The organism is Pseudomonas sp. BF-R-01, assembly GCF_019946615.1.
GTDB classification, from domain to species: Bacteria; Pseudomonadota; Gammaproteobacteria; order Pseudomonadales; family Pseudomonadaceae; genus Aquipseudomonas; species Aquipseudomonas migulae.
Genome location: NZ_JAGYFX010000010.1, coordinates 27,389 through 49,946, shown reverse-complemented (window position 1 = coordinate 49,946; position 22,558 = coordinate 27,389). Strand labels below are relative to the sequence as shown.

Here is a 22,558-nt window from a genome sequence, read left to right as displayed (position 1 = left end):
ATGGCGGGGCTCAGCGCTTGTCCATCTGCTCTCGTTGCCGCTCCTCCTGCTCCCGCAGTTCCGGCGTGAACTCTGCACCAAAATCCTCCGCCTCGAACACCTGGCGGATCTCGATCTCAGCTTCGGTACCCGGCATCGGGTTAGGGCAGCGCTTGACCCATTCGATCGCTTCCTCTTTCGACTTCACTTGCCACAGCCAGTAGCCGGCGATCAATTCCTTGGTCTCGATAAACGGACCGTCGATCACCGTGCGCTGGTCGCCCGAAAAACGCACGCGCGCGCCTTTACTGCTTGGGTGCAGGCCTTCGCCGGCCAGCATGATCCCGGCCTTGATCAGCTCCTCGTTGTAATTGCCCGTCGCGGTCAACAGTTCTTCGCTGGGCATGACGCCCGCCTCGGAGTCTGGGCTGGCTTTGACAATGATCATGAATCGCATGGGGTTGTCTCCAATGGATGTGAGTGACTCACAGCATGGTCGATTGGCCGAGGTTTAAATCGACAGCACTTCCCAAAGTATCGCGCGTCATCGGAACAACGCGGCTCAAGTCCTTATTCCAATACAACGGTATTTCTCGAACATTTATTGTGAATGGATCTTATCAACTGTCATTTCTGACAGTGCCCCCCGCTGCTTTATTTCTCGATAGTCGAGTGGCCAGTTTTTTGTCCACTTCCAACTATCGGAAACGTGTCATGACCTCGAATCTTAAAATCGGAGCTACCGAAACTTCTCCCGTTTATTTTTGTTACGGGGCTTCAGGCGAGCGCGGGCATACGCTCACCGCAGTCGGCGAAGCCAGCAGCCCGTGGGTCGGACACGGCGTCAGCGTAAATCCCGCTGCCGGGCAAACCCTTCCGTTCCAGACCGTCCCCGCGTCTGGCGATTACCAGAAGTTTTCGGAGCAGGGATGTGAGTGGAAGGTCAATTGTCCGAACGACGGCGAAGAGCTCGCCTTCGATTGCAGGATACAGACCGAGTTTACCGCCGAGCCCTACAGTATTCCGGTGAAGTTGGGGCATTACCTGCGTGAATTCCTGGGCAGGCGCAATCCGATCGGTGCGCCCCTGATCGGTGATGAAGTCACCGCCGAGGTCCAGGTCGTGTCTGCCTACACCCAAAAACTACTGAAAGATGTCGAGGTTCAGTGGTTCGTCGGTGGGGAACCCGCAGTCTCCAAAAAAACCAACGATCTGGGCTGGAGCACATTCAGTCACACCTTCACAGCGGACGGCGAACAGTCGATTTCGGCCAAGGTGTTTAATCCCTATAACGACACGTGGGTCGAACATAGTTTTCCAATCAAGGTGTACGCCGATAGTCCCTGGAAAGAAGCGGAGCTGAAAGTAAACAATGTACTCGTACCGTGGCGTTCATCCGTTCTATTGCGTCGTGGGCAAGCGAATGAAGTGACCGTAAAAGTTGAGCCGGCAATCGCAAAAACACTCAGGCTGGCGTTGATTAATGAGGAAGGGCTGAACATTGTTGCCGTGCCTGCGGACACTGTATGGCAGCAACCGGATCCAGTGTCCGGAGAGTTCAAATGGACCCTCACCTCGAACGAGCAGAAGAGTGGTCGAGTCAAGTTAGTCATCTATAGCCAGGAAGTGGCCCAGCCTTGGGAGCACGACGGGCGGGTGCTTGCAAACAATCTTGCTGATGAAGTGGAGGTCCGGATTGACGGCAAACCTGTCACGTCGGACGTCAACTTTTTCATCCGCGGTCGGCCTGGTGTTATTACGTTGGAGTCCAAAGAGAGCAGCTCGGTGATAGAGGGCCTTGGGGTGACGCTGACACGCGTGATCACCAGCGGTCTCGATGAAGCAGACTTGGTGTCCAGCCCTGGATTTGGCGTTTCAACGCCAGATCATCGCTGGAGCGTCACCGGGTCCAACAAGAGTGGAACTTTCCAGCTGATATTCACGTGCCAGGGCATTGCCGTGCCGCTTACGCTGGCACTCAATGCCTTGTTGTCGACTGATCTGAATGACGAAGCCGATGTGCGGATCGACGGCGTGGAAATCCCGGTCGAAGGGTGGGTCTTCTTCCGGGGGGAAGCACAAACGCTGACAGTGGTTGCCAAATCGGGCAGTCCACTGGGCCGTCTACCTCTGAAGTTGCAATGGATCACAGGGGAACTGGAGCCCGAAGCGTTTACTTGCGAACCTGCCCTGGACACTTATACCGAAGGCCGCAGCTGGAGCATCACCGGCCCCGCAGACAAGAGCGGCATGTGCCAATTCGGGTTCGTTGGCGAGGGCATGAGTACGCCCATTGAATTGCCAGAGTGTGTGTTGCTGTCGAAAAACTTCGCCGATGAGGGGGCGTTCTTGGTCGACGATGTGGAGCTGTCGGACAATACGGTTTTCACCAGAGGCGTTGCAAGAACCCTGACCCTGGTGCCGAAGGTGGGCAGCCCGCTCGCCAATTTGACCAAAAGCTTGCAATGGCTTGCCGGCACGGGATTGGTCAAAGCAGATCTGACATGCACCCCGGCACTCGACCTGGCCACAAAGCTCAATAGTTGGCAAATGACCGGTTCCGCCACCAAAAGCGGTACGTTCCAGTTGAAACTGGTTGGCCCGGGCGGGGTCACGCTGACGCAGTTGGCAGTCTGCATGTTGTTGTCGCACAACCTTGAGGATGACGTGACCGTCAAGCTTGATGGCGCTGTTATCCCGGCCGAAGGCAAGGTGTTCATCCGGGGCAAACCGCGTACGTTGACCCTGGAGCCGAAAGCGGGCAGTCCGGTGGCCAATCTGCTGATGAGCTTGCTATGGGGCAACGGCACCGGTTTGGTCGAAGGAGACTTCCAATGCGTACCGGCATTGGGGCAGGCGACCGCATCACACAGCTGGGGCATCACAGCCCCCGTGACCAAGAGCGGCACCTTCCACTTTACAGTGGCCGGTCCGAGCGGCGTTACGCTGATCACCCTCGCGCTCAGTACCGTGCTGTCAGCCAACTTGCGCGACGAAGCCGACCTCCTGTTTGCCGGCAAGCCAGTGCCGGCTCAAGGGGTTGTGCTGTTGCGCGGCCAGCCGGGAACATTTTCATTGGTGCCCAAGGCGAATAGCCCCATTGCCGGTAAACCTCTTGCGATGAAGTACGCAGGGGGCACGCTGCCTGTGAGTGATGTGACTTGCCAGCCCCCATTCGGCGAATCAACAACTCAGTATCAATGGGCGTTCACTGGCCCTGCCAATCGAAGCGGTACATTAATTGCGGAAGTTGCTTGCGGGCAGGATGCGAAGCTGGATATGGAGGCGGTTGTTGTTTTATCGAAAAACCTTTCCGATGAGTTGAGTGCTATTACCCTATCGGTTGATGGTAGTCCGGACACTGATGTCGATTTGTATGGCGATGGGATAATGCTCACGTCGCCAAGGTCTCGACTGACATTTGTTGCCAACGCCGATAGTCCTGTTAAAGGGAGAACAGTGTCATTCAAATGGGCGGACGGGCAGAACTCGTCAATGGATATTGTTCCAAATCCCGTAAAGATAAACGATTCTGGTGTCGTTGAGTTTCAAGGGAAAGAGCATGCGGACTCAAATAAGGTGCATCGGCTTTGCCTTGACTATGGTGGAGCAGAAACTAATCCGTGGGACTTCAAATATTTGAGTCCGAGCAATGAAGGTCTCAAGGTGCTGTTTGAAGGTGTTGAGCATGGCGGTGTTCCTGCATACCTGAAACTTAGCACGATGTATGAGTTGATTGTGGTGCCGAGAACGGAGGACAGTGTTCTTGTGGGTTGGAAGTGTTCTTTCTCGGCCCCCTCCACTGTCGGGTATTCAGTACAAATATTTTCCGAGGTCGGCGATTGGCTCACCATTAAGCCACCCAGCGCAGGCGGTACGAAAATAAATGTAAGGGTGGTGAAGAATGGCGCCATTTCCAACCCTGGGTTTAATCTCGGATTGTTGGTTAAAGGTTTGGCTTTAGTAGGTATTCCGATGAGGGTTTTGGATGTTGATTTGAAAGATGATGCATGAGTCGTGGTTTAAATTTGTTTAATGGCTTTCGGCGTGCTAATTGCAGAGGATGATAAAAATGAGTAATCAAGCGCTAAGTGATTTTTTCGACTCTATTCAGCTCAATGAATATGAAATTGATATTGAAAAGCCAACGCTGGAACTTCGTTGCGGGCAGCGCTATAAATTAAAAGTTTTCGGGCGAAAGGATGGACCATCGTTCACGGGTAGGTGCGATCTCAGATGCTTGAACGGTGACCCTCCTGGGGCCGTCGAAATTATTAGTTCACATCTTTCAGTTCCGGGAGGTAGTGTCATCGAGCTGGTGTTAATGACGCGAGATTACGTTGGTAAAAGTAGGCTTGAGTTGGGAGTAGAAGGAAGTCAAGGTGCTCTGATTGTTTCGGTCGATGTTGAGGCAGATCGTATAAAAAACTGCCGTATTCGTCTTGAGAATGGTGATGAAAGAGCGGCGGGTAAAGGAGGTCATTTTATTGCCGTACCCGTTGATGAGAAAAATGTTGTATTTACGTTCGAGCATGAAAGCATGGGGCGACGGCTTGTAGCGCGGAATAATTGGGTCGGGTTTGAGCCTGATGTTATCCAGTATAATCCCCAGGAGTCGAAAGTTATTACTGGTTATCCTGGCAATGTTCCGGTTTATCTTCAGGATGGGGGTGGATTGTATCGGGGTACAATTCATTTTGAAATTTATAAGGCTTGGGCTACGTTCAGTAGTGATGGAGCTAATCACGGAGAGTTTCTTCCGATAATGATGGAGGCGAATAGGGTATATAAAATTTCAGTTAGCCCCCTTGATGCCGAAGAAAATGGGGCGATAGGTGTCATTTATGGTATTCCCGAGTGGATGGATGTGTTCCCGGAGCAGGATGCTGAAAATTTTGATGGGCCACATGTGCCATGGCTAATGATTGGCGCCCATGTAGTTTATCCAATCGGTGGTCCAGGGAAAAGTGAAAGATATATTAGGTTGAAAGATACTGCCCCCAAAGGGGCTCTTCCAGTAATATTTGCGTTTCTTGATGGAAAAGAATCTCGTGGTATTGTTAATTTGGAAAGGATATAGCTATTCAGGCTGTTATTGGTTTCATGAAAGAAACATCGATGGCTGTATAAGTAAAAAAGAGGCCTATATATTAAGGCCTCTTTTTTATGTCTGGCAGTACGATTCTTGCAGTTTTACTCGTGTTGTGCTTGATTACGCTAGACTTTCGCTGAACAGCTTTTGTAGAATTTTCTGGCAGCCTCTTTATTTTGTATCGGCCCATAGGCCATCAGCGCAATCCATGCTTAACTTCTGCCTCGTCGAATTTTCCACATCAACGTTCAGAAGGACTCCGTTCATGGCTCAAGTCACTCTCAAAGGCAACCCGGTTCAAGTCAACGGCCAACTGCCACAAGCCGGTTCCAAGGCGCCAGCCTTTTCCCTGGTTGCCGGCAATCTGTCCGACGTGACCCTGGCGAGCTTCGCCGGCAAGCGCAAAGTGCTGAACATCTTCCCAAGCGTCGACACGCCAACCTGCGCCACGTCGGTGCGCAAGTTCAACGCCCAGGCCAACGATGTCGCCAACACCGTGGTGCTGTGCATCTCCGCTGACCTGCCGTTCGCCCAGGCCCGTTTCTGCGGCGCCGAAGGCCTGGAAAACGTGCAGAACCTGTCGACCCTGCGCGGTGCCGAGTTCATCGAGAACTACGGCGTTGCGATTGCCGATGGCCCACTCAAAGGCCTGACCGCCCGTGCCGTTGTGGTACTGGACGAGAACGACAACGTGCTGCACAGCGAGCTGGTCAAGGAAATCGCTGAAGAACCGAACTACGAAGCGGCACTCGCTGTTCTGAAATAAGCATACCTTTACAATTGTTAACGGCCTGGCCCTGTCCAGGCCGTTTTCATTTGTGCTTCAGTGTCTTAGATAAATCTCCTGTTACGTAAGCCGAAGGTAAATTGCCGGTAAAGGCGCTTTGCTAAATCCCCGCCAGTGCTTATCGTTCAGCCTCCCGTAGAAAAAGCCCACGCGCCCAATGGTTGATCATTCAATGCAATCCTCTGCTCCCCGTAGTCCTCGTCGCTGGCTGTTCGGCCTGCTTGTCCTGTTGGTCATCGCCGGCCTGTGCTGGAAGTTCTGGCCTGGCAGTGCTGCGCCCAAAGAAGGCAGCGGACAAAAAGCCGTGGCCGGGCACACTGGCCGCTCGGGTGGCATGCGTCCGGGTTTCGGTGGGGCGACCGGGCCGGTTCCGGTGCGTGTGGCGCCGGCGGTCAAGGGTGACTTCCCGCTGTATTACAAGGCGTTGGGCACCGTGACGGCGCTGAACACCATTAATGTGCGCAGTCGGGTGGGCGGCGAACTGATCAAGGTGTCGTTCGAAGAAGGGCAGATGGTCAAGGCCGGTGACTTGCTGGCGGAAATCGATCCGCGCCCTTACCAGAACGCCTTGCTGCAAGCCGAAGGCACCTTGTTGCAGAATCAGGCGCAACTGAAAAACGCGCAGGTCGATGTCGAGCGTTATCGCAACCTGTACCGCGAAGACAGCATCGCCAAGCAAACCCTGGACACCGCCGAAGCGCTGGTCGGCCAGTACCAAGGCACGGTCAAGACCAATCAGGCAGCGGTCAACGACGCCAAGCTCAATCTCGAATTCACCAAAATCCGTGCGCCGATAACCGGGCGTGTGGGCCTGCGTCAACTCGACGTCGGCAACCTGGTAGCGGCCAACGACACCACGGCGCTGGCGATCATCACCCAGACCCAGCCGATCAGCGTGGCGTTCACCTTGCCGGAAAACAGCCTCGACGTGGTGCTGACCCGCTATCGCAGCGGCGCCAAATTGCCCGCCGAAGCGTGGAACCGTGGCGACACCCAAATACAGGCCACCGGTGTATTGCAGAGCCTCGACAACCAGATCGACGTCACCACCGGCACTTTGAAATTCAAGGCGCGCTACGAAAACCGTGATCAGGCGCTGTTCCCCAATCAGTTCGTCAACGTCCACCTGTTGGCCGACACCCTCAAAGGCGTGGTACTCGCGCCGTCGGCAGCGATTCAATTCGGCACCAACGGCACCTTCGTCTATGCGATGGATGGCGACAAGAAAGTCACGATCCGCCAGTTGAAGGTCGGCGCCAGCGACGGTGACAACACCGTGATTACCGAAGGTCTGGTTGCCGGCGATCGTGTCGTCCTGGAGGGCACCGACCGCCTGAAGGAAGGCAGCGAAGTGGAAGTGGTCAACGACACCAAGGATGTGCCGACCACCCCGACCGGGCACCTGCAAGGTAAATCGGCGGCCGATGCGACTGAGCCGGCGACCACCGACAAGGCGAAAAAGGGCGGCGCATGAACATCTCGCGTCTGTTCATCCTTCGCCCGGTCGCCACGACCCTGAGCATGCTGGCCATTATTCTGGCCGGCGTGATCGCCTATCGGCTGTTGCCGGTATCGGCGTTGCCACAGGTTGATTACCCGACCATTCGCGTGATGACCCTCTATCCCGGCGCCAGCCCGGACGTCATGACCAGCGCCGTCACCGCGCCGCTCGAACGTCAGTTCGGGCAGATGCCGGGGCTCACGCAAATGGCCTCGACCAGCTCCGGCGGCGCTTCGGTATTGACCCTGCGGTTCAGCCTCGACATCAACATGGACGTCGCCGAGCAGCAGGTGCAAGCCGCGATCAACGCCGCGACCAATCTGCTGCCCAAGGACCTGCCGGCACCACCGGTGTACAACAAGGTCAACCCGGCGGACACCCCGGTGCTGACCCTGGCGATCACCTCCAAAACCATGCTGTTGCCCAAGCTCAATGACCTGGTCGATACGCGCATGGCGCAGAAAATCGCCCAGATCAGCGGCGTCGGCATGGTCAGCATTGCCGGCGGTCAGCGTCAGGCGGTACGGATCAAGGTCAACCCCGAGGCCCTGGCGGCCAACGGCCTGAACCTGTCGGATGTGCGCACCTTGATCGGCGCCTCCAACGTCAACCAGCCCAAGGGCAACTTCGACGGCCCGACCCGGGTCTCGATGCTCGATGCAAACGATCAACTGACCTCGCCCAAGGATTACGCCAACCTGATCCTGGCCTACACCAACGGCGCGCCGTTGCGGCTCAAGGACGTGGCGGAAATCGTCGATGGCGCAGAGAACGAGCGCCTGGCGGCCTGGGCCAATGAGAATCAGGCGGTGTTGCTGAATATTCAGCGTCAGCCGGGGGCCAACGTCATCGAGGTGGTCGACCGGATCAAGGCCTTGCTGCCGAGCATCACCGACAACCTGCCGGCCGGTCTCGAGGTCACCGTACTGACCGACCGCACCCAGACCATCCGCGCATCGGTCACCGACGTGCAACACGAGCTGCTGATCGCCATCGCGCTGGTGGTGATGGTGACGTTCCTGTTCCTGCGCCGGGCCAGCGCCACGATCATTCCATCGGTGGCCGTGCCGCTGTCGCTGATCGGCACCTTCGGCGTGATGTACCTCGCCGGTTTCTCGGTGAACAACCTGACGCTGATGGCGCTGACCATCGCCACCGGTTTCGTGGTGGACGATGCGATCGTCATGCTGGAGAACATTTCCCGGTTCATCGAAGAGGGCGACAGCCCGTTGAACGCGGCGCTCAAGGGTGCCAAGCAGATTGGCTTTACCCTGATTTCCCTGACGCTGTCGCTGATCGCGGTACTGATTCCGCTGCTGTTCATGGCCGACGTGGTAGGGCGCCTGTTCCGCGAATTTGCCATCACCCTGGCGGTGGCGATCCTGATTTCCCTGGTCGTGTCGTTGACCCTGACACCGATGATGTGTGCGCGGTTGCTCAAGCGTGAACCCAAGGAAGAAGAGCAGGGCCGTTTCTACCGGGCCAGCGGCGAAGCAATTGATTGGATGATCGCGGCTTACGGGCGTAAGTTAAAGTGGGTTCTCAAGCATCAACCGCTGACGTTGCTGGTGGCCATCGGCACTTTGGCGCTGACCGTGTTCCTTTACATGGTGGTGCCGAAGGGCTTCTTCCCGGTGCAGGACACCGGGGTGATTCAGGGGATTTCCGAGGCGCCGCAGTCGATTTCCTTTGCGGCGATGAGCGAGCGGCAGCAGGAACTGGCGAAAGTGATCCTCGCGGATCCTGCCGTCGAAAGCCTGTCGTCCTACATCGGTGTCGATGGCGATAACTCGACGTTGAACAGCGGTCGCCTGCTGATCAACCTCAAATCACACAGCAATCGCGACTTGAGCGCCACCGAGGTGATTGCCCGCCTGCAACCGGAACTCGACAAACTGGTCGGTATCCGTCTGTTCATGCAGCCGGTACAAGACCTGACCATCGAGGACCGGGTCAGCCGTACGCAGTACCAGTTCAGCATGTCGTCGCCGGATTCCGAGCTGCTCAGCCTGTGGAGCAGTCGATTGGTCGAGGCTTTGGCCCAACGGCCGGAACTGACCGACGTCGCCAGTGACCTTCAGGACAAAGGCTTGCAGGTTTACCTGGTGATCGACCGCGATGCCGCGTCGCGGGTCGGCGTATCGGTGTCGAACATCACCGACGCGCTGTACGACGCCTTCGGCCAACGGCAGATTTCGACCATTTACACCCAGGCCAGCCAGTATCGCGTGGTCCTGCAGTCGCAGTCCGGCGAGAAAATCGGCCCGGACGCGCTGAACCAGATTCACGTCAAGACCACCGATGGCGGGCAAGTGCGCCTCTCCAGCCTGGCGCACATCGAAGAACGTCAGGCGCAACTGGCGATCACCCACATCGGCCAGTTCCCGGCGGTGATGATGTCCTTCAACCTCGCACCCGGCGTGGCGCTGGGGCATGCGGTGCAAATCATCGAGCAAGTGCAAAAGGACATCGGCATGCCGATTGGCGTGCAGACCCAGTTCCAGGGCGCGGCGGAGGCATTCCAGGCTTCGCTGTCGAGCACCTTGCTGCTGATTCTGGCGGCGGTGGTGACCATGTACATCGTGCTCGGCGTGCTCTACGAGAGCTACATCCACCCGATCACCATCCTCTCGACCTTGCCCTCGGCGGCGGTCGGCGCCTTGCTGGCGTTGCTGTTGAGTGGCAATGACCTGGGGATGATCGCGATCATCGGCATCATCCTGCTGATCGGTATCGTGAAGAAGAACGCGATCATGATGATCGACTTCGCCCTAGACGCCGAGCGCAATCAGGGCATGGACCCGGAAACAGCGATCTATCAAGCCGCGTTGCTGCGGTTCCGGCCGATTCTGATGACCACGCTCGCGGCGTTGTTCGGCGCGGTGCCGTTGATGCTCGCCACCGGTTCCGGCGCTGAATTACGTCAGCCGTTGGGTCTGGTGATGGTCGGTGGTTTGTTGGTGAGTCAGGTGCTGACGCTGTTCACCACGCCTGTTATCTACCTGTACTTCGACCGCCTCGGTCGTCGTTGGGGCCGCAAGTCCGAGTCCGTGGAAGTGGTCGAGCAGCCATGAACCTCTCCGGACCTTTCATCAAGCGCCCGGTCGCCACCATGTTGCTGAGCCTGGCGATCATGCTGCTGGGCGGGGTGAGCTTCGGCCTGCTGCCGGTGTCGCCGCTGCCGCAAATGGACTTCCCGGTGATCGTGGTCCAGGCCAGTCTGCCCGGCGCGAGCCCGGAGGTAATGGCCTCGACCGTGGCCACGCCGCTCGAACGTTCCTTCGGCGCCATTGCCGGGGTCAACACCATGAGCAGCCGCTCCAGCCAGGGCTCGACCCGGGTCATTTTGCAGTTTGACCTCGACCGCGACATCAACGGCGCGGCGCGGGAAGTGCAAGCGGCGATCAACGCCTCGCGCAACCTGCTGCCGAGCGGGATGCGCAGCATGCCGACCTACAAGAAGGTCAACCCGTCCCAGGCACCAATCATGGTGCTGTCGCTGACTTCGGACGTTTTGGAGAAGGGCCAGCTCTACGATTTGGCCTCGACGATCCTGTCCCAGAGCCTGTCCCAGGTGCAAGGCGTGGGCGAAGTACAGATCGGCGGCAGCTCTTTGCCGGCGGTGCGTATCGAACTCGAACCGCAGGCGCTCAACCAGTACGGCGTGGCGCTGGACGATGTGCGCAACACCATCGCCAACGCCAACGTGCGCCGGCCCAAGGGCTCGGTCGAGGACGGCCAGCGCTTGTGGCAGGTTCAGGCCAACGATCAACTGGAAAAGGCCAAGGACTACGAGTCGCTGATCATCCACTACAACGGCGGTGCAGCATTGCGCCTGAAGGATGTGGCCAAGGTCAGCGACGGCGTCGAGGACCGCTACAACAGCGGTTTCTTCAACGACGACGCGGCGGTGCTGCTGGTGATCAACCGTCAGGCCGGCGCCAACATCATCGAGACCGTCAACGAGATCAAGGCCCAGCTCCCGGCACTGCAAGCCGTGCTGCCAGCCAGCGTCAAACTGAACCTGGCCATGGACCGTTCGCCGGTGATCAAGGCGACCCTGCATGAAGCGGAAATGACCCTGCTGATTGCCGTGGCGCTGGTGATTCTGGTGGTGTTCCTGTTCCTCGGTAACTTCCGAGCCTCGCTGATTCCGACCCTCGCGGTGCCGGTGTCGCTGGTCGGCACTTTCGCGGTGATGTACCTCTACGGGTTCTCGCTGAACAACCTGTCGTTGATGGCATTGATTTTGGCCACCGGGCTGGTGGTGGACGACGCCATCGTGGTGCTGGAGAACATTTCCCGGCACATCGACGAAGGCGTGCCGCCGATGAAGGCCGCTTACCTCGGGGCACAGGAAGTCGGCTTTACGCTGCTGTCGATGAACGTCTCGCTGGTGGCGGTGTTTCTCTCGATCCTGTTTATGGGCGGGATCATCGAAAGCCTGTTCCGTGAGTTTTCCATCACGCTGGCGGCGTCCATCGTGGTGTCGCTGGTGGTCTCGCTGACGCTGACACCGATGCTGTGCGCCCGTTGGCTGAAGCCACATACGCCGGGTCAAGAAAACCGTTTGCAGCGCTGGAGTCAGCGCGCCAATGAGTGGATGGTCGGCAAATACGCCACCAGCCTCGATTGGGTGCTGCGTCACCGTCGTCTGACATTGCTCAGTTTGATCGTGACAGTTGGCGTTAATATTGCGCTGTATGTTGTTGTTCCTAAAACATTTTTGCCTCAGCAAGACACCGGCCAACTGATCGGTTTCGTGCGCGGCGACGATGGTCTGTCGTTCAGCGTTATGCAGCCGAAAATGGAAATCTTCCGCCGTGCCGTGTTGAAAGATGAGGCAGTGGAAAGCGTTGCCGGCTTCATTGGTGGCACTAACGGCACCAACAACGCCTTCATGCTGGTGCGTCTGAAGCCGATCAAGGAACGGGCCTTGTCCGCGCAAAAGGTCATCGAACGCCTGCGCAAGGAAATGCCCAAGGTTCCCGGCGCACAGTTGATGCTGATGGCGGATCAGGACCTGCAGTTTGGCGGTGGTCGTGAACAGACCAGTTCGCAGTATTCCTACATCCTGCAAAGCGCCGACCTTGGCGAATTGCGCCAGTGGTACCCGAAAGTCGTCACCGCGCTCAAGGCGTTGCCGGAGCTGACCGCGATTGATGCCCGTGAAGGGCGCGGCGCGCAGCAAGTGACCTTGATCGTCGACCGCGATCAGGCCAAACGCCTGGGCGTCGATATGGACATGGTCACCGCCGTGTTGAACAACGCCTACAGCCAGCGGCAGATTTCGACGATCTACGACAGCCTTAACCAGTATCAGGTGGTGATGGAGGTCAATCCGAAGTACGCCCAGGACCCGATTACCCTCAAGCAGGTCCAGGTGATCACCGCCGACGGCGCGCGGATTCCGCTATCGACCATCGCCCATTACGAAAACAGCCTGGAAGATGACCGCGTCAGCCACGAAGGCCAGTTCGCCTCCGAAAGCATTTCCTTCGACATGGCCGAAGGCGTGACCGTGGAGCAGGGCAGTGCGGCCATCGAACGGGCGATTGCCAAGCTCGGCATGCCGGAAGACGTCATCGTGAAAATGGCCGGTACAGCCGATGCCTTTGCCGCCACGCAAAAGAGCCAGCCGTGGATGATTCTTGGCGCGCTGGTGGCGGTGTATCTGGTGCTGGGCGTGTTGTATGAAAGCTACATTCATCCGCTGACCATTCTCTCGACCTTGCCGTCGGCCGGGGTCGGCGCGTTGTTGTCGATCTATGCATTGGGCGGCGAGTTCAGCCTGATCTCGTTGCTCGGCCTGTTTTTGCTGATCGGGGTGGTGAAGAAAAACGCCATTCTGATGATCGACCTCGCGCTGCAACTGGAGCGGCAAAAGGGCCTGGAACCCCTGGAATCAATTCGCAGCGCGTGCCTGCAACGTCTGCGTCCGATTCTGATGACCACGCTGGCCGCGATCCTCGGGGCGTTGCCGCTGCTGCTGAGCCGTGCCGAAGGTGCGGAAATGCGCCAGCCGCTGGGCCTGACCATCATCGGCGGGCTGATCTTCAGTCAGGTGCTGACTCTTTACACCACCCCGGTGGTTTACCTCTATCTCGACAAACTGCGCCATCGTTTCAATAAATGGCGTGGGGTGCGTACTGATGCTGCTCTGGAAACTCCGCTATGACTGACCGTTCGCTTATCAACCTGTCTGCACCGCTGATTACGGCCAGAGGCTCGCGTTTGTTGAGCCTGTCGCTGTGCGTGGCGCTGCTCAGTGCCTGCGCCATCGGCCCGGATTACCAGCGCCCGACGGCCGCCGCGCCGGTGCAGTACAAGGAGGCGGCCGGTTGGCGTCAGGCCAATCCCAGCGATTCCCTGGCCCGCGGCGCCTGGTGGGAGCTGTATGGCGATCAACAGCTCAACGGCCTGATCGACAAACTCAACAGCGCCAACCAGACCGTCGCCCAGTCCGAAGCCCAGTACCGTCAGGCCCAGGCTTTGGTGCGCAGTGCCCGTGGCGCTTTCTTCCCGACGGTGGACCTGACCGTCGGGAAAAACCGTTCCAGCCAGGGCACCGGCAGCAGCAGTTCGAGCCTGAGCAGTTCCTCCAGCGGTATTCGCAACACCTACACGGCCCAGGCCGGGGTCAGTTGGGAGGCCGATGTCTGGGGTAAATTGCGCCGAGGCCTTGAGGCCGACACCGCCAACGCCGAGGCAAGTTTTGCCGATCTGGCGGCGATGCGGTTGAGCCAGCAGTCGGAATTGGTGCAGAACTACCTGCAATTGCGCGTGATCGATGAGCAAAGGCGCCTGCTGCAAGCGACGGTCGAGGCCTATCAGCGCTCGCTGAAAATGACCGAAAACCAGTACCGCGCCGGTGTTTCCGGCAAGGACGCGGTGGCACAGGCCACCACTCAGCTCAAGAGCACCGAGGCCGAGTTGGTCGATCTGATCTGGCAGCGCGCCCAGTTCGAGAACGCTATCGCTGTGCTGATCGGACTGGCGCCCGCTGAGTTCAGCCTCGCAGAAACCACGGACATCCCGTTGCTGCCCGACGTACCGCTGAACCTGCCTTCGCAATTGCTCGAACGTCGCCCGGACATCGCCTCCGCCGAGCGCTCGGTGATGGCGGCCAACGCCAACATCGGCGTGGCCAAGGCCGCTTATTACCCGGACCTGACGTTGAGTTTGAACGGTGGTTACAGCAGCAGCACCTCTTCGAACTGGATCAGTGTGCCGAACCGCTTCTGGTCGGTCGGCCCGCAACTGGCGATGACCTTGTTCGACGGCGGCCAGCGTTCAGCGGAAGTCGACCGCAGCGAAGCGGCCTATGACGAAACCGTGGCCAAGTACCGCCAGACCGTGCTCGACGGTTTCCGTGAAGTGGAAAACTACCTGGTGCAGCTCAAGGTCCTGGAAGACGAGTCCGCCGTGCGTCAACAGGCACTGGACGCGGCGCGTGAATCCCTGCGCCTGACCCAGAACCAGTACAAGGCCGGCTTGATTGCTTATCTGGATGTGGTCGTGGTGCAGGCCACGGCGCTGAACAATGAACGCAATATGCTGGACTTGTTGCAGAGCCGGCTGATCGCCAGCGTGCAATTGATTGCGGCGCTGGGCGGCGGATGGGACGGCCAGCTCGAACTCAACAACTGACCCCCGAATTCCCGCTTTCCCCCGTATCCCTGTAGGAGCTGTCGAGTGAAACGAGGCGGCGATTTTTGATCTTGCTCCAGATCTTCATTGCCTGAAAGAATCGCCGCCTCGTTTCACTCGACAGCTCCTACAGGAGAGCAGGGGAGTTGGGGCTCGGGCGTAACGTTTCAGAGGTATTGCGGGTGATCAAACAAGCGTTTCATCGGCTTGATGGCCCTTTGCTAATTTTCTCAGTGCGTTCTTTTGTGCAATCAGTACAATCGCCCGATTTGCCCCCCGAGAACGGAAGCAGTACGGCGGGGTAGTCGCGAGAAATCCAATGCTCATCGGTAGCTATTCACCCACGCTGGTTATCATTTCGCTCTTCGTAGCGATTCTCGCCTCCTATACCGCACTCGACATGACCGGGCGCATTGCCACTGCCCGAGGTCGGGCCGTGCATTTGTGGACGGCGGGCGGGGCTTTTGCGATGGGCATTGGTGTGTGGTCGATGCATTTCATCGGCATGCTCGCGTTCAAATTGCCGATTGACCTTGGCTACGATGTCACGCTGACGTCGCTGTCGCTGCTGACCGCGTTCCTGTCCAGCGGCTTCGCCCTGTGGCTGGTCAGCCAGCCACAATTACCGGCCTGGCAACTGGCGTTCGGCGCACTGGTGATGGGTGCCGGCATCAGCGCCATGCACTACACCGGCATGGCCGCCATGAGCATGCAGCCGGGCATCGATTACGACCCGACGCTGTTCAGCGCATCGCTGCTGATAGCCGTTGGCGCCTCGGGCGCGGCGTTATGGATCGCCTTCCGCCTTCGCAAGCACACGCCTTACGTCCGGCTGATTCGCGGCGGCGCGGCGGTGATCATGGGCATCGCCATCGTCGGCATGCATTACACCGCCATGGCTGCGGCGCAGTTTCCGGACGGCAGTTTTTGTGGCGCGGCGGTCAACGGTTTAAGCGGCAAGGGCCTGGACAGCCTGGTCTTGATCACCACGCTGGCGGTGTTGAGCATCGCCTTGCTCACCTCGATTCTGGATGCGCGTCTGGAGGCGCGCACCGCCGACCTGGCCCGCTCGCTCACCGAAGCCAATCGTGAACTCACCCAACTGGCGCTGCACGACACCCTGACCGGTTTGCCGAATCGGATATTGCTGGCCGACCGCATCGGCCAGGCCATGTCGAAGGTGCAGGAGCAGGGCGGTTGTTTTGCATTGATGTTCATCGATCTGGACGGTTTCAAACCAGTCAATGATGCCTTCGGCCATCACATGGGCGACCTGCTGCTGCGGGAAGTCGGCTTGCGCCTGCGCGAGGATCTGCGCAGCCAGGACACCCTGGCGCGGATCGGCGGTGACGAATTTGTCTTGCTGGTGCAACTGCGCGACGAACATGACGCCCTGAACCTGGCGGCCCGTCAGGTCGGAATGATCGCGCGCTCGTTCCGTGTCGCCGAACATGATTTGCAGATTTCAGCCAGTGTCGGCATCGCCCTCTACCCGGGCAACGGCCAGACGGCGGAAGAGCTGCTGATGAATGCCGATGCGGCGATGTATCACGCCAAGGGCGCGGGCAAAAACGGCTACAGCTTCTTCGACGCCTCGATGAACAGCAACGCGCGTAAACAACTGCAATTGCTGCAAGACCTGCGTAATGCCGTGGACCAGCAACAATTCAGCCTCTATTACCAGCCCAAATTCGACGCCAGCAATGGCCGGCCGGTCGGCGCCGAAGCGCTGTTGCGTTGGGTGCACCCGACTCAGGGCATGCTGCTGCCGGACAAATTCATCGAGCTGGCGGAGAAGACCGGGCTGATCATCCCGATTGGCGACTGGGTGCTCAACGAAGCCTGCCGCCAGATGCGCGAGTGGTACGTGCTCGGCTACACCGACTGGCGCATCGCCGTGAACCTCTCGGCCCTGCAGTTCTGTCATGCCGGCCTGGTTCAAAGTGTCGCCAAAGCCCTGGCCACGCACCATTTGCCCGCCAACAGCCTGACTCTGGAAATCACCGAAACCACCGCCATGAGTGACGCCGATGCGAGCATGACGGTGCTTAACGAGCTCTCGGAGATGGGCGTCGACCTGTCCATCGATGACTTTGGCACTGGCTATTCGAGTTTGATGTACCTCAAGCGCTTGCCGGCCAATGAATTGAAGATCGACCGCGGTTTTGTCCGCGACCTGGAACGCGACAGCGACGACGCCGCGATCGTTTCCGCCATCGTCGCGCTGGGCCAGGCACTGGGTTTGCGGATTGTCGCCGAAGGGGTGGAAACCGACGTGCAGCAGGATTTCCTCACCCAGCTGGGCTGTGATTCGTTGCAGGGTTACCTGCTGGGGCACCCGCTGCCGGCGGAGCGCTTCATGGTGGACATCCTTCGAGCGGAGCGTGCGGCCGCGTTACCGCTTACCGCCGAGTCACTCCCCCTGTAGGAGCCGGCTTGCCGGCGATGGGCCCCGTGAGAGTTACGTCGATTTCGAGGGCGCTATCGCCAGCAAGCCGGCTCCTACAGAGGACCGTGTAGTTCAGATCGTTCAGGCCCGCCACAAAACCTTGTAGGAGCCGGCTTGCCGGCGATGGGGCCCGTCCAGTCTCCACACACCCCATGCAAAAAACGCCGATGACGGTTATTCTTGCCCCCGACTGCTTACGCTTGAACGGGGAAAGCTCGCATGGACAAAGTCATCGTCATCACCGGCGGAAGCCGCGGCATCGGTGCCGCCACAGCCTTGTTGGCCGCCGAACAGGGCTATCGGATTTGCATCAACTATCAATCCGACGAAGAAGCTGCGCACCGTGTGCTCGAGCAAGTCCGCGCCCTTGGCGCCCAAGCCATCGCGGTCCGTGCCGACGTCAGCATCGAAGACGAAGTGATCGCCTTGTTTCACCGGGTCGACACCGAACTGGGCCGGGTCACCGCACTGGTCAACAACGCCGGCACCGTGGGGCACAAGTCCCGGGTCGACGAAATGTCCGAATTCCGCATCCTCAAAATTCTCAAAACCAACGTCCTGGCGCCGATCCTCTGCGCCAAACACGCGATCCTGCGCATGTCGCCCAAACATGGCGGCCAGGGTGGCAGCATCGTCAACGTTTCCTCGGTGGCCGCACGCTTGGGCGCCCCCAACGAATACGTCGACTACGCGTCCTCCAAAGGCGCACTCGACACCTTCACCGTCGGCCTGTCCAAGGAAGTGGCCGGCGAAGGCATCCGCGTCAACGCCGTGCGACCTGGCTATATCTACACCGATTTTCACGCGCTGAGCGGCGATCCGGACCGGGTCAGCAAACTGGAATCGGCAATACCGATGGCACGCGGTGGCCGGCCGGATGAAGTGGCGGAAGCGATTGTGTGGTTGTTGTCGGATAAGGCGTCGTATGCGACGGGGACGTTTGTTGATCTTGGTGGCGGGCGTTAGCCTTCAAGTGTTGTGGTGCCTGTTCTGGTCTCATCGCGAGCAGGCTCGCTCCCACAGTGGAATACGGTCAACTGTAGGAGCGAGCCTGCTCGCGAAGGCGATAGACCAAACACTATCAAACCTTCAGAACGACCGCACAATCCGCCCCAACGTCTCCATCGCCTTCTCCGCAGCCTCATCCCAAGGGCTGCCATAATTCAGCCGAATACAATTCCTGAACCGCTGCGCCGGTGAAAATATCGGCCCCGGCGCAATGCTGATCCCTTGCGCCAATGCCATCTGAAACAACTTCAACGAATCCATCTGCGGCGGCAACTCCAGCCACAAAAAATACCCGCCAGCCGGTTGGCTGACGCGAGTCTGCGCCGGGAAATAGCGCGCAATCGCCGCCAGCATCGCACTTTGCTGCTCTTCCAGCGCATAACGCAGTTTGCGCAGATGCCGGTCATAGCCGCCATGTTGCAGGTAATCGGCAATGGCCGCCTGCGCCGGCATCGATGCGCACAGCGAGGTCATCAACTTCAACCGCTCAATCTTCTGCGCATAGCGCCCGGCAGCCACCCAGCCAATGCGATAACCAGGGGCGAGGCTCTTGGCGAACGAGCCGCAGTGCATCACCAACCCTTCGGTATCGAACGCTTTCGCCGGTTTTGGCGCCTGCTGCCCGTAATAGAGTTCTGCGTAAACGTCATCTTCGATCAGCGGCACCTGGTGGCTGCGCAACAGCTCCACCAGTTCCTGTTTCTTCGCCTCGGGCATGGTGGCGCCCATGGGGTTCTGGAAACTGGTCATGCACCAGCAGGCCTTGATCGGGTGGCGTTCCAGGGTTTGCGCGAGCACGCCGAGGTCGATGCCGTCGCGTGGGTGCACGGGGATTTCCACGGCTTTGAGTTTCAGCCGTTCGAGGATTTGCAGGCAGGCGTAGAACGCCGGGGCTTCGATGGCCACCAGGTCGCCGGGTTCGGTGACGGCTTGCAGGCACAGGTTCAACGCTTCGAGGGCGCCGTTGGTGATCAGCAGTTCTTCCATGGGCAGCATCAGGCCGCCGACCATATAGCGCAGGGCGATTTGTCGGCGAAGTTGCGGGTTGCCCGGCGACATGTCGGTGACGACCATACGCGGGTCCATGTCCCGGGCGGCGCTGGCCAATGAACGGGACAAGCGTTGCAACGGAAACAGGGTCGGGCTGGGGAACGCCGAGCCGAAGGGCACGGTGTTGGGGTCTTTGATCGAGTCGAGGACCGAGAACACCAGTTCGCTGACGTCGACTTCGGTGGACTCGTTGACCTGGCTGCTGATCACCGGCTCTGAAAACGGGCTCGGCGCATGGGTGTTGACGAAGTAGCCGGAACGCGGGCGGGCGCGGATCAGGCCACGGCGCTCCAGCAGGTAATAGGCCTGGAACACCGTGGACGGGCTGACGCCGTAGGTCTGGCTGGCGTAGCGCACCGAGGGCACGCGCTGGCCGGGGCCGAGGACGCCGGAGCGGATCAGTTCAGCGATGTCGTCGGCGAATTTTTCGTAGCGTTTCATCGAGTGCCCGGTTCATTGTGGTTCAGTGAAATCGAGGTGACTTCTTCGCGGGCAAGCACCGCTCCTACAGTACGGTGGAGACTGTAGGAGCGAGGCTTGCCCGCGAATGGCAGCACCGCAGTCTAAGGGATCAACGGTTCATCGGCGCAACAAACCGGCTTTTGGCCACGCTATAAATCTCAGGTTCATCGCTGTCGATGATCTTGAAACTGATGCTCTGCGAGCTGCTGCTCGGCCGTTCGGTGGTCATCGCCACGGACACCGGCACGTCGACAATTTCGCCCGGCGCCAGGCTCAGTTCGGTCTTGCCTTGCAACTGGAAGCCGTCACCATCGACCAGGGTCAAGCGGTAGTCCTGACGTTGCTGGGTCTTGTTGATGACCTTAAGGCTGTAGATGTTTTCGATCTGCCCCTGGCTGTTCTCGCGGAACAGACCACGGTCCTTGCTGACGTCCAGCGACACCATCGGCCGTTCCACCAGCGCGAGGGCGAGGGCGCCGATCATCACCAGCAACACCGCGGTGTAGCCGATCAGCCTTGGCCGCAGCAGATGCGTCTTGCCACCTTGCAACTCGTGCTCCGAGGTGTAGCTGATCAGGCCACGGGCATAGCCCATTTTGTCCATGATCGAATCGCAGGCGTCGATACACGCGGCGCACCCGATGCACTCCATCTGCAAGCCATCGCGGATGTCGATGCCGGTCGGGCAGACCTGTACGCACAGTTGGCAATCGATGCAATCGCCAAGGCCGACGTCGGCAGGTTTCACCTCACGTTTGCGCGGGCCACGGTTTTCACCACGGGCGACATCGTAGGAAATGGTCAGCGTGTCCTTGTCGAACATCACGCTCTGGAACCGTGCATACGGACACATGTGCATGCACACCGCTTCGCGCAGCCAACCGGCGTTGATGTAGGTCGCGCCGGTGAAAAACAGCACCCAAAACAGGCTGACACCGCCCATCTGCAAGGTCAGCAACTCTTCGGCCAGCGGACGGATCGGCGTGAAGTAACCGACAAACGTCAGGCCCGTCATCAAACTGATCGCCAGCCACAGCGTGTGCTTGGCCGAGCGACGCATCAGTTTATTCACGCCCCAGGGCGCGGCTTGCAGCTTGATTCGCTGGTTACGCTCGCCTTCGGTGATCTTCTCGCACCACATGAAGATCCAGGTCCAGGAGCTCTGCGGGCAGGTGTAGCCGCACCAGACCCGGCCGGCAAATACGGTGATCGCAAACAGACCGAACGCGGCAATGATCAACAGTGCCGACAACAGGATGAAATCCTGCGGCCAGAAGGTCGCACCGAAGATGTGGAATTTGCTTTCGGAAAGGTCCCAGAGCACGGCCTGACGGCCACCCCAGTTCAACCACACGGTGCCGAAAAACAGCAGAAACAGAAACCCCGCACCGCTCAAGCGCAGGGTTCGGAACAGGCCGGTGAAGCTGCGGGTGTGGATCAGGTTGTCGCTGGACTTGGCCTTCATCTTTGGACGCGAAGGTTCAAATGTTTCTACGGTTCGGACGGGGATTCTTTCGCTCATGGTCTTTCGCTCATCAGCCTCCATCAGGCATGAGCACTATGAGCGGCGATCTGTTTGCATAACAGACTCAGATATCGCAATAAAAAGCGGATCAGATGAGCGTTGAGCCTAGCCCTGCGACAAGTTGATGCACCCGTCAAAACGGGGCGCGGGCGCCTATATCAGGCGCCCGCGCGTGATGTTGATCCGGGTCAGTCAAATCACCGAATCACTGTTGGTGGCCTTCAGATGCCGTCGACCGTCCACTGCACCTGCTACGGTCAATGCATCGGCTTCTGCTTCGGTGATGTAAATGCGCTGGCCGTCGATGTCTACCGCCGACATGGCCTTGGCGCCGTCGGTGATGATGGTGACGTCGGGGCACAGACGGATTTCTTCGCCGTTCTGCGTGATAAAGAAGCAGGTCTGGTTTTCGATGCGCACAGTCATGGAGAGGTCCTTTTTCTGCGGGTTCATGACTGTTAGGGCACCCGCGGCCGCCATCGTTCTGTGCAACCGATTAATGGTCGGCGCGGTCCATCCTCTATCGAGCATCTACAAGGATTGCACCATGAACGCCTGGTGGCATGAGGTTTGGGTGACGCTGCAAGCGGAGTTCGCCGACATCGGCGACGCCTCACAACTGACACGAATTACCGTCAGATTGCTGATAGCGGCGATTTTGGGCGGGATTCTGGGGTTCGAGCGTGAACACAAGGGCAAGGCGGCCGGAGTGCGAACGCACATGTTGGTCGCGCTTGGCGCGGCATTGTTTGTGCTGGTGCCGCAAATGTCCGGTTCTCAGGCGGATGCCATGAGCCGCGTGGTGCAGGGCGTGATCGCCGGGATCGGCTTTCTCGGTGCCGGGACCATCCTGAAAAACCAGGACGGTGATGAAGGCCACGTGAAAGGCCTGACCACCGCCGCCGGGTTGTGGATGACTGCGGCGATTGGTGTTTCCGCCGGGTTGGGGCGCGAGGCGACGGCGGTGTTCAGTACGTTGCTGGCGTTGGGGATTTTCAGTGTGATGCCGAGGATCGTGAAGCTACTCGAAAACAAAGACTGACACGGTCCTGTAG

General features: G+C 58.8%; 14 protein-coding genes. 10 read left to right on the top strand and 4 right to left on the bottom strand.

All coding sequences use genetic code 11. The annotated features are described in order from the left end of the window. Positions 1-10: 10 nt before the first annotated feature. Positions 11-436 (bottom strand): YciI family protein, encoded by a 426-nt coding sequence (locus KGB27_RS06620; protein ID WP_223553644.1) that lies wholly within the window; start codon positions 434-436, stop codon positions 11-13. A 35-nt stretch (positions 437-471) separates the two neighbouring features. On the opposite strand from KGB27_RS06620, the gene KGB27_RS06615 reads away from it, so the two are divergent. From KGB27_RS06615 to KGB27_RS06575, 9 genes are all read left to right on the top strand, one after another. Beyond that, positions 472-3,993, top strand: a complete 3,522-nt coding sequence (locus tag KGB27_RS06615; protein ID WP_223553641.1) for a hypothetical protein — start codon at positions 472-474, stop codon at positions 3,991-3,993. 58 nt (positions 3,994-4,051) lie between these two features. After that, on the top strand, positions 4,052-5,059 hold the full coding sequence (locus KGB27_RS06610; RefSeq protein WP_223553639.1) for a hypothetical protein: 1,008 nt from the start codon (positions 4,052-4,054) through the stop codon (positions 5,057-5,059). A 277-nt stretch (positions 5,060-5,336) separates the two neighbouring features. Beyond that, positions 5,337-5,837, top strand: a complete 501-nt coding sequence (tpx, locus tag KGB27_RS06605; RefSeq protein ID WP_008030203.1) for a thiol peroxidase — start codon at positions 5,337-5,339, stop codon at positions 5,835-5,837. A 178-nt stretch (positions 5,838-6,015) separates the two neighbouring features. Continuing rightward, the gene (locus KGB27_RS06600; RefSeq protein WP_207284268.1) at positions 6,016-7,332 is read left to right on the top strand and encodes an MdtA/MuxA family multidrug efflux RND transporter periplasmic adaptor subunit; all 1,317 of its coding nucleotides are present in this window, start codon (positions 6,016-6,018) and stop codon (positions 7,330-7,332) included. Then, positions 7,329-10,433 (top strand): MdtB/MuxB family multidrug efflux RND transporter permease subunit, encoded by a 3,105-nt coding sequence (locus tag KGB27_RS06595; protein WP_008030209.1) that lies wholly within the window; start codon positions 7,329-7,331, stop codon positions 10,431-10,433. Before KGB27_RS06600 ends, KGB27_RS06595 begins: the two co-directional genes overlap by 4 nt. Next, entirely contained in the window at positions 10,430-13,537 is a 3,108-nt protein-coding gene (locus KGB27_RS06590; protein ID WP_223450229.1) for an efflux RND transporter permease subunit, read from the top strand. The genes KGB27_RS06595 and KGB27_RS06590 overlap by 4 nt, the downstream gene beginning before the upstream one ends. After that, complete coding sequence (locus tag KGB27_RS06585; RefSeq protein ID WP_008036281.1) at positions 13,534-15,009, top strand: efflux transporter outer membrane subunit; 1,476 nt, start codon at positions 13,534-13,536, stop codon at positions 15,007-15,009. Before KGB27_RS06590 ends, KGB27_RS06585 begins: the two co-directional genes overlap by 4 nt. Positions 15,010-15,328: 319 nt before the next feature. Then, a complete protein-coding gene (locus KGB27_RS06580; RefSeq protein ID WP_223553637.1) occupies positions 15,329-17,437 on the top strand; it encodes a putative bifunctional diguanylate cyclase/phosphodiesterase in 2,109 nt (702 codons plus the stop codon). Between the two features lie 240 nt (positions 17,438-17,677). Beyond that, positions 17,678-18,424 carry an SDR family oxidoreductase gene (locus KGB27_RS06575; RefSeq protein ID WP_008035597.1) on the top strand — a complete coding sequence of 249 codons (747 nt, stop codon included), beginning with the start codon at positions 17,678-17,680 and terminating at the stop codon, positions 18,422-18,424. A gap of 123 nt (positions 18,425-18,547) precedes the next feature. On the opposite strand, the gene mapR is transcribed toward KGB27_RS06575, so the two are convergent. From mapR to KGB27_RS06560, 3 genes are all read right to left on the bottom strand, one after another. Beyond that, complete coding sequence (gene mapR / locus KGB27_RS06570) at positions 18,548-19,957, bottom strand: GntR family transcriptional regulator MpaR (RefSeq protein ID WP_207284271.1); 1,410 nt, start codon at positions 19,955-19,957, stop codon at positions 18,548-18,550. Positions 19,958-20,087: 130 nt separating this feature from the next. Further along, positions 20,088-21,500: a cytochrome c oxidase accessory protein CcoG gene (ccoG, locus tag KGB27_RS06565; RefSeq protein ID WP_192227264.1), complete on the bottom strand. Its 1,413-nt coding sequence runs from the start codon at positions 21,498-21,500 to the stop codon at positions 20,088-20,090. A gap of 195 nt (positions 21,501-21,695) precedes the next feature. Further along, positions 21,696-21,929, bottom strand: coding sequence for a DUF3203 family protein (locus KGB27_RS06560; RefSeq protein WP_008035603.1), 234 nt, complete (start codon positions 21,927-21,929; stop codon positions 21,696-21,698). A gap of 121 nt (positions 21,930-22,050) precedes the next feature. On the opposite strand from KGB27_RS06560, the gene KGB27_RS06555 reads away from it, so the two are divergent. Further along, entirely contained in the window at positions 22,051-22,545 is a 495-nt protein-coding gene (locus tag KGB27_RS06555; protein ID WP_207284273.1) for an MgtC/SapB family protein, read from the top strand. The last annotated feature ends 13 nt before the right edge of the window (positions 22,546-22,558 follow it).